At 70.8% G+C, this 13959-nt stretch carries 13 protein-coding genes; 5 read left to right on the top strand and 8 right to left on the bottom strand.

The genetic code is table 11. From position 1 onward, the window contains the following. Positions 1 to 14 precede the first annotated feature (14 nt). Positions 15 to 1232 carry an FAD-dependent oxidoreductase gene (locus MKK69_RS16730; RefSeq protein ID WP_243969601.1) on the top strand — a complete coding sequence of 406 codons (1218 nt, stop codon included), beginning with the start codon at positions 15 to 17 and terminating at the stop codon, positions 1230 to 1232. Positions 1233 to 1266: 34 nt separating this feature from the next. Here MKK69_RS16730 and MKK69_RS16725 read toward each other — a convergent pair whose 3' ends face one another. The 8 genes from MKK69_RS16725 to MKK69_RS16690 all read right to left on the bottom strand — a co-directional run bounded on the left by MKK69_RS16725 (position 1267) and on the right by MKK69_RS16690 (position 10178). Then, positions 1267 to 1791: a hypothetical protein gene (locus tag MKK69_RS16725; RefSeq protein ID WP_243969599.1), complete on the bottom strand. Its 525-nt coding sequence runs from the start codon at positions 1789 to 1791 to the stop codon at positions 1267 to 1269. A 1203-nt stretch (positions 1792 to 2994) separates the two neighbouring features. Next, positions 2995 to 3465 (bottom strand): type II toxin-antitoxin system RatA family toxin, encoded by a 471-nt coding sequence (locus MKK69_RS16720; RefSeq protein ID WP_243969597.1) that lies wholly within the window; start codon positions 3463 to 3465, stop codon positions 2995 to 2997. A gap of 16 nt (positions 3466 to 3481) precedes the next feature. Further along, complete coding sequence (gene lipA, locus MKK69_RS16715; protein WP_243969595.1) at positions 3482 to 4477, bottom strand: lipoyl synthase; 996 nt, start codon at positions 4475 to 4477, stop codon at positions 3482 to 3484. Between the two features lie 137 nt (positions 4478 to 4614). Next, entirely contained in the window at positions 4615 to 5346 is a 732-nt protein-coding gene (locus MKK69_RS16710; RefSeq protein WP_243969593.1) for an MIP/aquaporin family protein, read from the bottom strand. Between the two features lie 290 nt (positions 5347 to 5636). Continuing rightward, positions 5637 to 7154, bottom strand: a complete 1518-nt coding sequence (gene glpK / locus MKK69_RS16705; RefSeq protein WP_243969591.1) for a glycerol kinase GlpK — start codon at positions 7152 to 7154, stop codon at positions 5637 to 5639. Between the two features lie 55 nt (positions 7155 to 7209). Then, positions 7210 to 8742 (bottom strand): glycerol-3-phosphate dehydrogenase, encoded by a 1533-nt coding sequence (gene glpD, locus MKK69_RS16700; RefSeq protein WP_243969589.1) that lies wholly within the window; start codon positions 8740 to 8742, stop codon positions 7210 to 7212. Positions 8743 to 8826: 84 nt separating this feature from the next. Further along, the gene (locus MKK69_RS16695; protein ID WP_243969587.1) at positions 8827 to 9648 is read right to left on the bottom strand and encodes a DeoR/GlpR family DNA-binding transcription regulator; all 822 of its coding nucleotides are present in this window, start codon (positions 9646 to 9648) and stop codon (positions 8827 to 8829) included. Between the two features lie 287 nt (positions 9649 to 9935). Beyond that, complete coding sequence (locus MKK69_RS16690) at positions 9936 to 10178, bottom strand: hypothetical protein (RefSeq protein ID WP_243969585.1); 243 nt, start codon at positions 10176 to 10178, stop codon at positions 9936 to 9938. 210 nt (positions 10179 to 10388) lie between these two features. Here MKK69_RS16690 and MKK69_RS16685 point away from each other — a divergent pair, with 210 nt between their 5' ends. The 4 genes from MKK69_RS16685 to MKK69_RS16670 all read left to right on the top strand — a co-directional run. Further along, positions 10389 to 10883, top strand: coding sequence for a chemotaxis protein CheW (locus MKK69_RS16685; protein WP_243969672.1), 495 nt, complete (start codon positions 10389 to 10391; stop codon positions 10881 to 10883). 7 nt (positions 10884 to 10890) lie between these two features. Beyond that, the gene (locus tag MKK69_RS16680) at positions 10891 to 12432 is read left to right on the top strand and encodes a CheR family methyltransferase (protein WP_243969583.1); all 1542 of its coding nucleotides are present in this window, start codon (positions 10891 to 10893) and stop codon (positions 12430 to 12432) included. Further along, positions 12432 to 13004: a chemotaxis protein CheW gene (locus MKK69_RS16675; protein ID WP_243969581.1), complete on the top strand. Its 573-nt coding sequence runs from the start codon at positions 12432 to 12434 to the stop codon at positions 13002 to 13004. The genes MKK69_RS16680 and MKK69_RS16675 overlap by 1 nt, the downstream gene beginning before the upstream one ends. A 37-nt stretch (positions 13005 to 13041) precedes the next feature. Beyond that, positions 13042 to 13959 (top strand): HAMP domain-containing protein (locus MKK69_RS16670; RefSeq protein WP_243969579.1); only part of this gene is annotated, 918 nt, incomplete at its 3' end.

The raw sequence follows: 13959 nt of genomic DNA, 5'->3' as shown, positions 1-13959 counted from the left end.
TGGAGGGACGGTCCATGGAGACGGTGACGACCCGCCTCTGCATCGTCGGCGGCGGCCCCGCCGGGATGATGGCCGGGCTGCTCTTCGCCCGCGCCGGGCTCGCCGTCACCGTGCTGGAGAAGCACGCGGATTTCCTGCGTGATTTCCGCGGCGACACGATCCATCCCTCCACCCTCGACCTGATGGACGAACTTGGCCTGTCCGAGCGCTTCCACGCCCTGCCCCAGCGGCGCGTCGAGCACTTCTCCGGCGTCGTGAACGGCCGAAGCTATCGGGTTGCCGATTTCAGCCGGCTGCCGACCCGCAACCGCTTCCTGTCCTTCATGCCGCAATGGGATTTTTTGGACTTTTTGGCCGGTGAAGCGGCCGGCTATCCGGGGTTCCAATTGATCCGCCGGACCGAGGCTCGCGACCTCATCGCGGCCGAGGGCCGGGTCGCGGGCGTGCGGGCCGAGGGGCCGGACGGGCCGGTGGAGGTCCGTGCCGATCTGGTGCTCTGCGCGGACGGGCGCCACTCAGGGATGCGCGAGCGCGCCGGGTTCACGCCCCGCGCCTTCGGTGCCCCGATCGACGTCCTGTGGTTCCGCCTGCCGCGCCGGGACGGCGACCCGGAGGCGGCGGCCGGACGCTTCGGGCCGGGACGCATCCTGATCACCCTCGACCGGGGCGATGCCTGGCAATGCGCCTACGTGGTGCCGAAGGGCGGCGACGCGGCCCTGCGCGCCGGGGGCCTGTCGGCCTTCCGGGCGGTGGTCGCCGAGATCGCGCCGTTCCTGGCCGACCGCACCGATTCCATCTCCGACTGGGACTGCGTCAAGCTCCTGACCGTCACGGTCGACCGGCTGGACCGCTGGCACCGGCCCGGCCTGCTCTGCATCGGCGATGCCGCCCACGCCATGTCGCCGGTGGGCGGGGTCGGGATCAACCTGGCGATCCAGGATGCGGTGGCGGCGGTCAACATACTAGCCGGGCCCCTGCGCTCCGGGCCGGTGGCCGAGGCCGTCCTCGCCCGGGTCCAGGCCCGGCGGATGTTCCCGGTGCGAGTGACCCAGGCGCTCCAGCGGGTGATCCAGTCCCGGGTGATCGCGGCCTCGCTGGCGGCGCACGCCCCGTTCCGGGCGCCCCTGGCGCTCCGGATCCTCGACGCGCTGCCGCCGCTCCAGGCCCTGCCCGCCCGGATCATCGGGATGGGCGTGCGGCCGGAGCACGTGCACGCGCAGGGCAGTCCCTAACCCGTGGTGACCGCCCTGCCGGCCCGCACGACGCCTACAGCAGGTGCCAATCGGCCAGACGGTCGTTCACGAAGATCAACTCCAGCCTGTTGCCGGCGCCCCGGGCCTTGGCGGATTGGGCCGCCGAGGCGGCGGCGATGGTCTCGACACCGTCGACGGCGCTGCCTGCCCGGTAGAGGGCTTCGCCCGCGCTCGACCCGAGGGGAGTCAGGGACGCGATGACGCCGAGGGTTTCACCGACCCCAGACTTCACCGCCTCGGGCCGGATATAGGTCATGACGCTGCGGTCTCCCGACGGGGAGGCGACGTTGTCCCGGCTCGCCGGAGGCCCGTACAGCGCCAGGACCTCGCCGACCGTGGTGCGCCTGACCTTGAGATGAGCGTGGATGAAGGACGGGCTGAACCGGTCGCCGGCCAGGACGACGGCGCCTGCCGCGGGGGCCGCGCCGGCGGCGGCCGTCACCGGCGCGGAATTCGATCCCGTGCTGTTGCAGGCCGACAGGGCCGTCATGGCCGCTATGGCGAGCGGGATGGCGAACAGTGTCTCCCCGTATTTCATGGTATAACCCCCAACAACTGAAAATACAGCGCCAGATTGGATCCGGTCACCGCGCGATCTGCTGGCATGGGTTGATGGATCTGTAAAGTTGACGGTCGCAGCGTGCGTGCCGGGTCGACGACTATGACCGATACAATAATTTCCTGGTAGCGCGTAATTACTTATTGATTATGCTAATTTAATTCAGATGTTCATCAAAGGAACATGCAGGGTGTACAATTACTGAAAAGCGGCTGTCCCAGATGGATGTCTTTGTCAAGTCGGTCGCCCGGTCTATGCCGCGGAGACCTTAATCTCAGGGCGGTGTGGCAGTCGGGCCCGCTCGGGGGGCGGATGTCGGGCTCGCCGATCCTCGAAGCCGACACCGCACCGCCGGTCTGCCGCCGCGGTCAGTAAAGGCGCCAGCCGATCCGTTCAGAGTTCAGGAATACCATCTGCAGCCCGTCCCCCCGGCCCTGGGCATGGGATGCGGAAAAGCCGGATGTCGGGTCCATCCGCCTGCCATCCTCGACCACGCTGCGAGTCCGATGGGGTGGGTCACCGTCGGACATGTTCGGGGACGGGTGGGCACCGAGGGCGCGGCTGGGCGTGTTCGGCACCGGTTTGGTGCAGAGGTTGGTCAGGATCGTCACATCCCAGCCGGGAGGGATGTCTCGGCACGACGGATCTCCATCGAGGGCGTCAGCCCAAGAGATGGACGTCGATCCGATCGGACGATACGCATTTTGCATGCGTCGCTGAACCGGTCCTCATACGGGACCGTGCTGGCCGGGCTTCGGGCGGCCGCTCCCTCGGAGGGCGCCTCCGCGGGGCGGATGTCGTCGGCGTCGCTGCATGACGACAGGGCGTGCGTGGCCATCAGCGCAAGGGCCATGGCGGCGAGAGCGTGTCCGTATCGCGAGGCCAATTCCCGCCGCTCTCGGCGCAGTCGCAGATGGCGTGCGTCCGTGGCCTGGCTCGGTGTCGGGGGGCGGAGATGTGAATTCGACGGCGGCGGAAGTTTTAGAGAGATTTTGTAGGAGAGAGAGTAAAGCTCGTCAGAAACAGAATGGAATTTGCAAAAATACGAATATAAAATCAATATAATATCAGCACTTGCTCTGCTGGGGTGCGTCCGCCTGGGGCGCTTTCCCGTGTCCAGGTGGTCCCCCGCTCCAGGCCGCCGGCATGGAATCCTGCCGGCGGCATGACGGCTGTGACCGCTCAAGCGGCTCCGTAGATCCGGTCCGCCCGGCCCTCGAAGGCGTCGGTGAACTTGCGGAAGGCGCGGTCGAACATCGTACCCATCAGCAACCCGAGGGTCCGGCTCTTGAACTCGTAGGTGATGAAGAAGTCGACGGCGCAACCGCCGTTCGGCGCCTCCTTGAACGACCAGCGGTTCTCGAGGTGGCGGAACGGGCCGTCGATATACTCGGCGACGATCTTGTGGTGCGCCGGATCCAGGCTGACCCGGGTGGTGAAGCGCTCGCGGATCGCCTTGTAGCCGACGCCCATCTCGGCGATCAGCACCTGCCCGCCCTCCGGCATGTCCTGATGCTGGACATCCTGGCGGCGGATCACCCGCAGGGATTCGCACAGCGGCAGGAACTCCGGGTAGCGCTCCACATCGGCGACGAGATCATACATCTGCTGCGGCGAATGCCGCACCACGCGGGTAACCCGGAAGGACGGCATTTCTGTTCCGACGTGCTCAGGCCGAGAGGGCGGGGGCGTGCGAGGACGCATGTTTGGCGAGCCGGGCCGCCCGAAGCTTGGCAAAGTCTTCGCCGGCATGGTGCGACGAGCGGGTGAGCGGCGTCGCCGAGACCAGCAGGAAGCCCTTGGCGTAGGCGGTGGTCTCGTAGGTCTTGAACTCGTCCGGCGGCACGAAGCGCACCACTTCATGGTGCTTCTTGGACGGCTGCAGGTACTGGCCGATGGTGAGGAAATCGACCTCGGCCGAGCGCAGGTCGTCCATGAGCTGGAGCACCTCGTTCCGCTCCTCGCCGAGCCCGACCATGATGCCGGACTTGGTGAAGATCGTCGGGTCGAGCTCCTTCACCCGCTGGAGCAGGCGCACCGAGTGGAAGTAGCGGGCGCCGGGCCGCACCGTCAGGTACTTGGCCGGCACCGTCTCCAAGTTGTGGTTGAACACGTCGGGCTTGGCCGCGACCACGACCTCGAGCGCCCCGTCCTTGCGCAGGAAGTCCGGCGTCAGGATCTCCACCGTCGTGCCGGGGCTCGCCCGCCGGATCGCCGCGATGGTCCGGGCGAAATGCTGGGCGCCGCCATCCTTCAGGTCGTCCCGGTCCACCGAGGTGATGACCACGTGGTGCAGCCCGAGCTTGGCCACCGAGTCGCCGATTTTTTCCGGCTCCAGGGCGTCGAGGGCGTCGGGCAGGCCGGTGCGGACGTTGCAGAAGGCGCAGGCCCGCGTGCAGGTGTCGCCCATGATCATGAAGGTGGCGTGGCGCTTCTCCCAGCACTCGCCGATATTCGGGCAGCCGGCCTCCTCGCAGACCGTGACGAGGCCGTGCTCGCGCACGATCTTCTGGGTCTCGGTCCAGGCCTTGGAGCCGGGCGCCTTGACGCGGATCCAGTCCGGCTTCTTGGCCTGGACCGGCTGGTCGGGCCGGTGGGCCTTCTCCGGGTGGCGCAGCCGCGCGGCGCGCGGATCGTTCGTCAGGATGTCGAGGACGACGGCCATGGGTCGGGGGCTGCCACACCGCGGGGAAGCGCCCGGGGGCGCGGTCGGGATCGCCTTGACTTAAGGCGCCCGGCCCCGCGCCGCAAACCGCCGCGACGCCGGGACGCCATGCGGCGGTTGAGGGTGTAACGGTTCCGTCAGATCCCGAGCCCCCGCACCAGCAGCCCCGCCAGCGCTGCCCCGACCACCGGGCCGGCCACCGGGATCAGCGCGTAGCCCCAGTCGGAGGAGCCCTTGCCGGCGATCGGCAGCACCGCGTGGGCGATGCGCGGCCCGAGGTCGCGGGCGGGGTTGATGGCGTAGCCGGTGGTGCCGCCGAGCGAGAGGCCGATGCCCCAGACCAGCATGCCGACCATGTAGGGCGCGACGCCCCGCGGGATGGCGCCGCTGGCGCCCAGGGTGTTGGTCACCAGCGCCGAGATGGTGAGGATCAGGAAGAAGGTGGCGATGATCTCCGAGGTCCAGTTGGCCTTGGCGTCCCGGATCGCCGGCCCGGTGCAGAAGCAGGCGAGCTTCAGGTCCTGTTCCGGGGTCGCCGCCCAGTGCGGCAGGTAGTGCAGCCAGACGATCGCCGCGCCCACGAAGGCGCCGAGCATCTGCGCCGGCACGTAGACCGCGAGCTTCGAGACATCCCCCGAACTGACGGCGCCGGCCACGGTCACGGCCGGGTTGAGATGCGCGTCCGGGCTGCCGGTGGCGGTGGCGACGAAGATCCCGGCGAGCACAGCGAAGGCCCAGCCGGCGGTGATGGCGATCCAGCCGGCGTTCTCGGCCTTCGAGCGCTTCAGCAGAGCGCCGGCGACGATGCCGTCCCCCAGCACGATCAGCGTCATCGTGCCCAGGAATTCGCCCAGGAATGGTGAGGTCATGGTTTGGTCTCCCCCCAATTGTTGTTGCTTTTGACAGTTCCGGCCCCGCGCAGTGCGCGAGGCCCGGTGGTTGCGTACCGGTCTCCGGCTTGGCGCCCGCCCTCCCTCGCAGAGCTACGCCCACACAGGGCTCCATCTTTGAGCAGGCAACGGCATGACTCATGACCGGCGCAGGTCCCCCCTCTCCTGCACGGGAGAGGGGGGGGGCGTTGCGGTTTGCAGGAGCGACAGCGCCCCGGCCCGGGTCGGCGGTAGCCCGCAGAGGGGCGTGGGAAAGGGGCCCGTCCTCCTCAATCCTCGTCGCGCTTCCAGTCGAAGGAGCGCTGCACCGCCCGGCCCCAGGCGGCGGCGATCTTTTCGCGCTGGCCGGCATCCATCTTCGGCGTCCAGCGCTTGTCGACGCCCCAGTTGCCCTTGAGGTCGTCGATGCCCTTCCAATAGCCGACGGCGAGGCCGGCCGCGTAGGCGGCGCCGAGCGCGGTGGTCTCGGCCACCTTCGGGCGCACCACCGGCACGTCGAGCAGGTCGGATTGGAACTGCATCAGCGTGGTGTTGGCGACCATGCCGCCATCGGCGCGGAGTTCCTTGACCGGGATGCCGGAATCCTGGGCCATCGCCTGCAGTACCTCGCGGGTCTGGAAGGCGGTCGCCTCCAGCACCGAGCGGGCGATGTGGCCGCGGTTGACGTAGCGGGTCAGGCCGATGATCAGGCCGCGGGCGCCCTCGTTCCAGTGCGGGGCGTAGAGGCCCGAGAAGGCCGGCACGAAATAGACGCCGCCATTGTCCTCGACGGTGGTGGCGAGGGTCTCGACCTCCGCGGAATCCTTGATCATGTGCAGGTTGTCGCGCAGCCACTGCACGAGGGCACCCGTGATGGCGATAGAGCCTTCGAGGGCGTAGGCCGGCTTCTGGCCGTCGAGCCGGTAGGCGAGCGTGGTGACGAGGCCGGCCTTCGACGGGACCGGCTCGGTGCCAGTGTTCATCAGCGCGAAGCAGCCGGTGCCGTAGGTGTTCTTGGCCTCACCCGGGCTGAAGCAGGTTTGGCCGAACAGGGCCGCCTGCTGGTCCCCGAGGATGCCAGCGATCGGCACGCCCGAAAACGGCGCCCGGGTCTCGCCGTAGACCTCGCTCGACGAGGCGATCCGGGGCAGCATCGCCCGCGGGATGCCGAAGGCCGCCAGCATGCCGTCGTCCCAGTCCAGGGTCTTGAGCGACATGAGCTGCGTGCGGCTGGCATTGGTCACGTCGGTGACGTGGAGGCCGCCCTCGGTGCCGCCGGTGAGGTTCCAGACCAGCCACGTGTCGATGTTGCCGAACAGCACGTCGCCGGCCTCGGCCTTCTCCCGGGCGCCGTCCACGTGGTCGAGGAGCCAGCGCAGCTTGAGCCCCGAAAAATAGCTCGCCAGCGGCAGGCCGGTGAGGTCGCGGAATCGGTCGCGGCCGCCGTCGCGGCCGCCGTCGCGGGCGAACTCGGCCACCAGCCGGTCGTTGCGGGTGTCCTGCCACACCAGGGCGTTGTGCAGGGGCTTGCCGGTGCGCCGGTCCCAGATCAGCGTGGTCTCGCGCTGGTTGGTGATGCCCACCGCGGCGAGATCGGAGGGCTGGAGCCCGCCCTTCTCCAGCGCCGCGCGCATCACCCCTTGCGTCTTGGTCCAGATCTCGGCGGCGTCGTGCTCGACATGGCCGGGGGCCGGGTAGATCTGCGCGTGCTCGGCCTGGGCGAGCGTGATGACGCTGCCCGCGCGGTCGAACACGATGAATCGGCTGCTCGTGGTGCCCTGGTCGATGGCCCCGACGTAACGGCTCATCGTTCCCTCCCGTGTTAAGCCCGACCGGTCTCTCGCCGGCTCGGGTCCGAAAAAATCAGGCCGCCTCGGCCCTGCGGTCGAGATAAGCGGAGAGCCGGGCGGCGCTCTCCGCGCCCGTGCGCAGGCCGAGCTTCGAGCGCCGCCACAGGATGTCCTCCGCGGTGACGGCCCATTCCGCGGTCCGGAGGTAATCGACCTCGGCCGCCGTGAGCCCGCCGTCGAAGGCCTCGCCGAGATCGGCCAGGGACTGCGCCGTGCCGACGATATCCCGCGCCCGGGTGCCGTAGGCGCGGGCGAGCCGGCGCGCGGTCTCCTCCGGCAGGAACGGCTTTTCCGCCCGGAACTCGGCGAGGAACGGGTCGAAATCCGCGTTCGTCATGGCGCCGCCGGGCAGCACCGCGTCGCCGGTCCAGGGCGTCTTGAGCGCCGGGAAATACGGGGCCAGCTTGTCCAGCGCATGCTCGGCCAGGCGCCGGTAGGTGGTGATCTTGCCGCCGAAGACCGACAGCACCGCCGCCTTGCCGCCCTGGTCCTCCACGTCGAGGACGTAGTCGCGGGTCACGGCGGAGGCGTTCTCGGCCGCGTCGTCGTAGAGGGGGCGCACGCCCGAATAGCTCCAGACCACGTCGGCCGGGGTGATCGTCGCGTCGAAGGAGCGGTTGATGCAGCCGCAGAGGTAGTCGGTCTCCTCCGGGGAGATCGAGACCGGTCCGGGCTCGCCGTCATAGGGCACGTCGGTGGTGCCGATCAGGGTGAAGTCGCGCTCGTAGGGGATCGCGAAGATGATGCGCTTGTCGGGCTGCTGCAGGATGTAGGCCTGGTCGCCGTCGAACAGGCGCTTGACCACGATGTGGCTGCCCTTGATCAGGCGCACCGCAGCGCGGCTGTTGATGCCGAGCGTGCCGCCCAGCGTCGCGCTGACCCAGGGGCCGGCGGCGTTGACCACGGCCTTGGCCCGGACGGTCCGCTCGGCGTTGCTGCGCTCGTCGCGCAGGGTCGCAATCCAGCCGTCACCCGCGCGCCGCGCCGAGACGACGCCCGTGCGCGTGAGGACCGTGGCGCCGCGCTCGCGGGCGTCCATGGCGTTGAGGACCACGAGGCGGCTGTCCTCGACCCAGCAGTCGGAATAGACGAAGCCGCGGGTCAGCCGCTTCTGCAGCGGGGCGCCGTAAGCCGAGCGGCGGAGGTCCACCGAGGTCGAGCCCGGCAACGTCCGCAGCCGCGCGAGATGATCGTACAGGAACAGGCCGAGCCGCAGCATCCAGGCCGGGCGCAGGCCCTCGTCGTGGGGCAGCACGAAGCGCAGCGGCCAGATCACGTGGGGCGCCTGCCGCAGCAGCCGTTCGCGCTCCGCCAGCGCCTCCCGGACGAGCCGGAACTCGTAATATTCCAGGTAGCGCAGGCCGCCGTGGATCAGCTTCGTCGAGGACGAGGAGGTGAAGCCGGCCAAGTCCCCGCGTTCGGCCAGCAGGACCGACAGGCCGCGGCCGGCGGCGTCCCGGGCGATGCCGGTGCCGTTGATGCCGCCGCCGATGACCAAAAGGTCGTAGGCGTCGGCCGGCTCGCGCTGGCGCGTTGCTGCCGCCATGGGTCCTCCAATCCCGCCCTCGCGGCGGGTTGGAACTATATTGAGCCGGCCGCGAATTTTCGCAAGCGAAAAAACGCGTGTTCGTTACGGTTCGTCCGCCGCCCCGGCGATCACCAGGGCGACGCCCAGCCGCCCGAGCAGGGCGGCGATCTCGGGCGGGGGCTGCCGGTCGGTGAAGAACGTGTCGATCTGGTCGAGCCGCCCGACCTGGACCATCGGCCGGCGGGTGAACTTGGTGTGGTCGGCCACCAGGAAGGTTTTCCGGGCATGGGCCAGGATGGTCTGCGTCGCCCGCACCTCCTCGTAATCGTAGTCCAGGAGCGCCCCGTCCGCGTCGATCCCGCTGATTCCGATCACCGCCACGTCGACCCGGAACTGGCTGAGCGTGTCGCAGGTGAGCTGGCCGAGCACGGCCCCGTCGCGGTTGCGCACGGTGCCCCCCGCCACCACGATCCGGAACTCCGTGGCCTCGGCCAGCGACAGGGCGACGTTGAGGTTGTTGGTGATGATGCTGAGGTCGTCGTGCCGGGTCAGCTCCCGGGCGACCGCTTCCGCGGTCGTGCCGATGTTGATGAAGACCGAGCAATGCGACGGGATCCGGCTCGCCGCCAGGCGCGCGATCCGGGTCTTCTCCGGCAGCAGGGTCACCCGGCGGTCGGCGTAGTCGATGTTCTCGACGCTCGAGGGCAGGCCGCCGCCGCCGCGGTAGCGTTCGAGCCGGCCCTCGGCGCTCAGCTCGTTGAGGTCGCGGCGGATCGTCTGGACGGTGACACCGAACTGCGCGGCGAGCGCCTCGATGGTGACGAAGCCCCGCTGGCGCACCGCCGCCACGATGGCGCTGCGCCGCCCCTCGACTCCCGTCGCCTCGATCCTGTCCTCGGACCTGCGGTCGAGCGGTCGCGACATCGATTACCCCTCAAAGCTGTCCCTGGACCGATCGTCGGCCCGCCTTCCATGCGGCGATGTTCGTTTTCGAACATCTTGTGATTGCGTTCGACGGAGGCGGTGCGCGAACGAACCTGGCCTGTGCGCGCGTGGCCGGCAAGACCCCGTCCTGATCGGCGTCGGTACCATCGAGAGGAATTATGGTTCCGGCAGGGGCGCGGAGGATCGGACATGAAAAAGGCCTGCCGCGGATGCGACAGGCCGGATCGTTCGGGCTCGGCCGCCCTTCGGCGGCGAAGCGGGACCGATCACATCTGGTGATGCATCCGGTGATGGTGGCGCATCCGCTTGTGCTTCATGCGCTTGCGCATCATGGGCCGGGGCGCCGGCGCAGCGCCCTGCTCCATCGCCGCACCCTCGCCGGCGCGCTCCATGCCGCCGCGCGGGCCGCCGGCCTGCGAGCCGGAATTGTTGTAGGGCGCGTTGCCCTGGGCGTAGGCGGAGCCCGCCAGGAGCGTCAGCGACGCGGCGGCCAAAAGAAGTTTCCTCATCGTCAATCCCTGGCATAGACCGGCGCAGGCGAGGCACCGCCCCTTGTCGGGAGCGTTGCCGCTGCGTCGGAAAATAAGCGGCTGAGGCGAGACTTGGTTCCCCGCGTCCGGTCGCGGGGATCGGGCGGGGGAGCGGGCGATTGCCGCCGGCACCAACTCGGCCTATGTCGCGACCCGGCTCGGACCGGGCAAGGACAGGGAGGGGTGGCGTTGCCCAGCAGCGGTTCGGCCTATCTCCTCCTCGACGTGGCGGGCACGCCCTGCGCCCTGCCCCGGGCCGCGGTCGCGGAAGTGCTGCCGCTGCCGGACCTCCACTGCCCGCCCGCCGCGGGCGGCTGGCTCGTCGGCTTCCTGAATCTCGGCGGGCGCCCGGTCCCGGTGATCGACCTCGCGGCCCTGCTCGGGCTCCGATCGGACGCCGCCGAGCCCGGCCGGTACGCGCATCTCGTCCTCACCCGCGGCGAGGGACTCGCCTATCGCGTCGACCGGGCCGCCGACCTCGTCACCGTGCCCGCGGACGCGATCCGCCCCGTGGTCGAATCGGGGACCTTCAATGGCTGCGTCGCGGCCGAACTCGTCCTCGGCGAGCGCCTGATCCATGCCCTGGCGCCGGAGCGCCTCATGACCGTCGAGGAACGGACCCGGGTCGCGGCGCTGTCGCGGACCGCCGCCGATCGCCTCGCCGCCCTGCCCGAGCCCGTCTGACCCCGCGATGCCCCGTCCGGGTCCTCCCCGCCCCGATCCGGGTGCCGATCCCGCCTACGCGGCCCTGAAGACGCGGATCATCGCGCGCACCGGTCACCATTATTATGCCGACAAGGACGATCTGCTGATCGAGCGTCTGCGCCGGCGCTTCCGCGACGCCGCGGCGGCCGATTGCGCGGCCTACGCCGCCCTCCTGTCGGACGCGGTGCTGGGCGAGGCGGAATGGGCGCGCCTGGAAGCCGAGATCACCGTCGGCGAGACGTTCTTCTTCCGCTATGCCGAGCAGTTCCAGGCGCTCCGCGTGCGGATCCTGCCGGCGCTGATCGCGGCCCGGGCCTCCGAGCGCGTGCTGCGGATCTGGAGTGCAGGCTGCTCGACGGGGGCCGAGCCGTACTCCCTGGCGATCCTGGTCCAGGAACTCCTCGGCGACGCGCTGCCCGACTGGCGGGTCTCGATCCTCGGCACCGATATCAGCCACGAGGCGCTCGCGGTCGCCCGCTCCGCCGAGTACGGCCGCTGGGCCCTGCGCACGATGCCGCCGGCGGAGCGGCTGCGCTACTTCACCCGGCTGCCCGCCGCCCCCGGGATCCGGCGGGAGGGCGGCTACGCCCTGCGCCCGGAATATCGCGGTCTGGTGCGGTTCGAGCGCGGCAACCTGCTGACGCTCGTCGAACCGGTGCGGCCGGAGGGCGAGCGATACGACCTGATCCTGTGCCGCAACGTCTTGATCTATTTCGACGCCCGGACGGTCGCGGCCGTGGTGCGCGGCCTGGCCCGCCGGCTCAAGGAGGACGGCTGGCTGCTCCTCGGCCACGCCGAGCCGAGCCCGGCCTTCTCGGGATTCCTCGACGCCGTCAGCCTGCCCGGGACGGTGGCCTATCGCGCCCGGTCGGAGGCGCCGCCGCCCCTCGCCCCGCCGGCCGGACCGGCCCAGCCGGAAAGGCCGCCGGGCGGCCGCGGCGCGGACGTGGCGGATCGGGACGCATCGGCCGGCCCCGGTGGCGAATCCCCGGTGATGCCGGCCGACGAGCCGGCGCCGCGCGAAGCCGCACCGGCCGTCGCGTCGGCGCGCCCACCGGATGACCCGCCCGACCGCGCCGAGCCCGTGGACCCCGCGGAGGACTCGGACGCCGTCCTCGACCGGATCCGCATCCTCGCGGATGCCGGGGAGACCGGCGCCGCCTGGCGGGCGTTGCGCCGCGCCCTCGACCGTGACCCGACCGATTCCGGCCTGCGCTTCTACGAGGGCCTCCTCGCCCGGACCCTCGGCCGCGACGCGGAGGCCGAACGGGCGCTGCGGGCGGCCCTCTACCTCGACCGGGGCTTCGTGATGGCCCACTACCATCTCGGGCTGCTCCTGATCGCGCGCGGCCGTCCGGCCGATGCCGCCCGCGCCCTCGACAACGCCATCGCCCTCAGCCAAGCCCTGATCCAGGTTCTCGGGCCGGATACGGCGCTGCCCGAGGGCGACGGCGCGTCCGCCGGGGAGATCGCCGCCGGCGCATCCGCGGCCCGCGCCGCCCTCGACCGCGGCAGCAGGAGATCCTGATGGAGGCAACCCCGAGCCCGCAGGCGGGCCGCGCGCCGACGCGGCCCCGCACGGAGCGGGACCTCCGGGCCGAGCGCACCGCGGCGCTGGCCCGGCGCGGCGTCGCCGCGGCGTCCTCCGATGCCGGCCTCGAGCACCTCGTCTGCGCCTGCGGCGGCGAGCGCTACGGCCTGCCCCTGACGGCCGTCGCGCAGATCCTGCCGATGCGGCCCAGCACGCCCATGCCGGGCGCGGTGCCGGCGCTGATCGGCCTCATCGCCCTCTCGGGCCGGATCGTCGGCGTCCTCGGCCTGGCCCGGGCCCTCGGCCGGCCAGATTCCGAGACCGAGACGGGGCATCTCGTGGTGCTGCGCGGGGCCCCGGCCCACCAGCCCATCGCCCTGGCGGTCGACCGGGTGCTGGGGATCGCCCGCGCCCCCGGTTCCGCCGCCGTCAGCCCGCCGGCTGCCGCCGATCCCGACGGGTTGGGCAACGAAGCGACTTCGGGCTATGCCCCCGGGGCGGCGGGCGGCAGCGGCCCGGATTTCGTCATCGTCGACCTGCCCCGCCTCCTGCGCCGCGCCCTGCCCTGACGGCCCCCGCATCCCCAAACCGGAGCCAGCCCAGCCCGTGATTCTGTCGATCGGACGACGCATCCTCCTCGGCTTCTTCGCCGTCACGGTGGTGATCATGGCGCTCGGGCTCTACGCGCTGGAGCAGATCGGGGCGGTGCGCGACACGACCGACGCGATCGTGCGGCGGGACATGACCGTGCTGCGCCAGCTCGACGACCTCGGCAACGAGGCCCGCGACCTCGGGCTCCTCCGCCGCAGCGCCGTGATCGCCATGCTGACCCAGAGCCAGGGGCGGCCGGCCCGCACGGACGACATCGCGGCCGCGTGGCGCCAGACCGCCACCCAGGTGGAGAATCGCCTCGCCACCACGGTCCAGCTCGCCACCGAGTACCGGGCTGCCTCGGCCTCCCCCGAGCGCGTCGCGTCTTGGGATCGGATCATCACGGCGGTCGGCGAGGTCCAGCGCGCCTTCCGGGACGTCAGGAGCCTCAGCGAGCTGCAGTTCGCCGCCATCGCCGCGCGGGATGCCGCCGCGGTGGAGGCCCGCAACGACGAGATCACCCGCCTCCAAGCGCCCTTCCTCGATGGGATCAAGACTCTCAGGAGCCTGCTCGATGGCGGCATGGCCCTGGGTCAGCGCGCCGTCCAACAGGTCTACGACCGCTCGCGCCTCTCGATCTACCTGACCCTCGCCGCTGCGGTGCTGCTGGCGATCCTGATCACGTGGCTGATCAGCCGCGCGGTGGTGCGCCCCCTGGAGACCGTCATGGCCTTCGTGGGCCGGGTCGGGGACGGCGACCTGTCGGGCCGGCTGGAGAACCGCGGGCAGGACGAGGTCGGTCGTCTAGCGGGGACGCTGAACGCGATGGTTTCGGGGCTTTCGGAGCTTGCGCGGACCAACCGGGCGGCGACGGCCGACCTGAACGCGGCGGCGGCGGAGATCCGGGCGTCGGCGCAGGAGCAGGCGGCCTCG

This window comes from Methylobacterium sp. J-026 (genome assembly GCF_022829585.1).
Lineage (GTDB): Bacteria > Pseudomonadota > Alphaproteobacteria > Rhizobiales > Beijerinckiaceae > Methylobacterium.
This window is presented reverse-complemented; position numbering and strand designations above follow the sequence as displayed.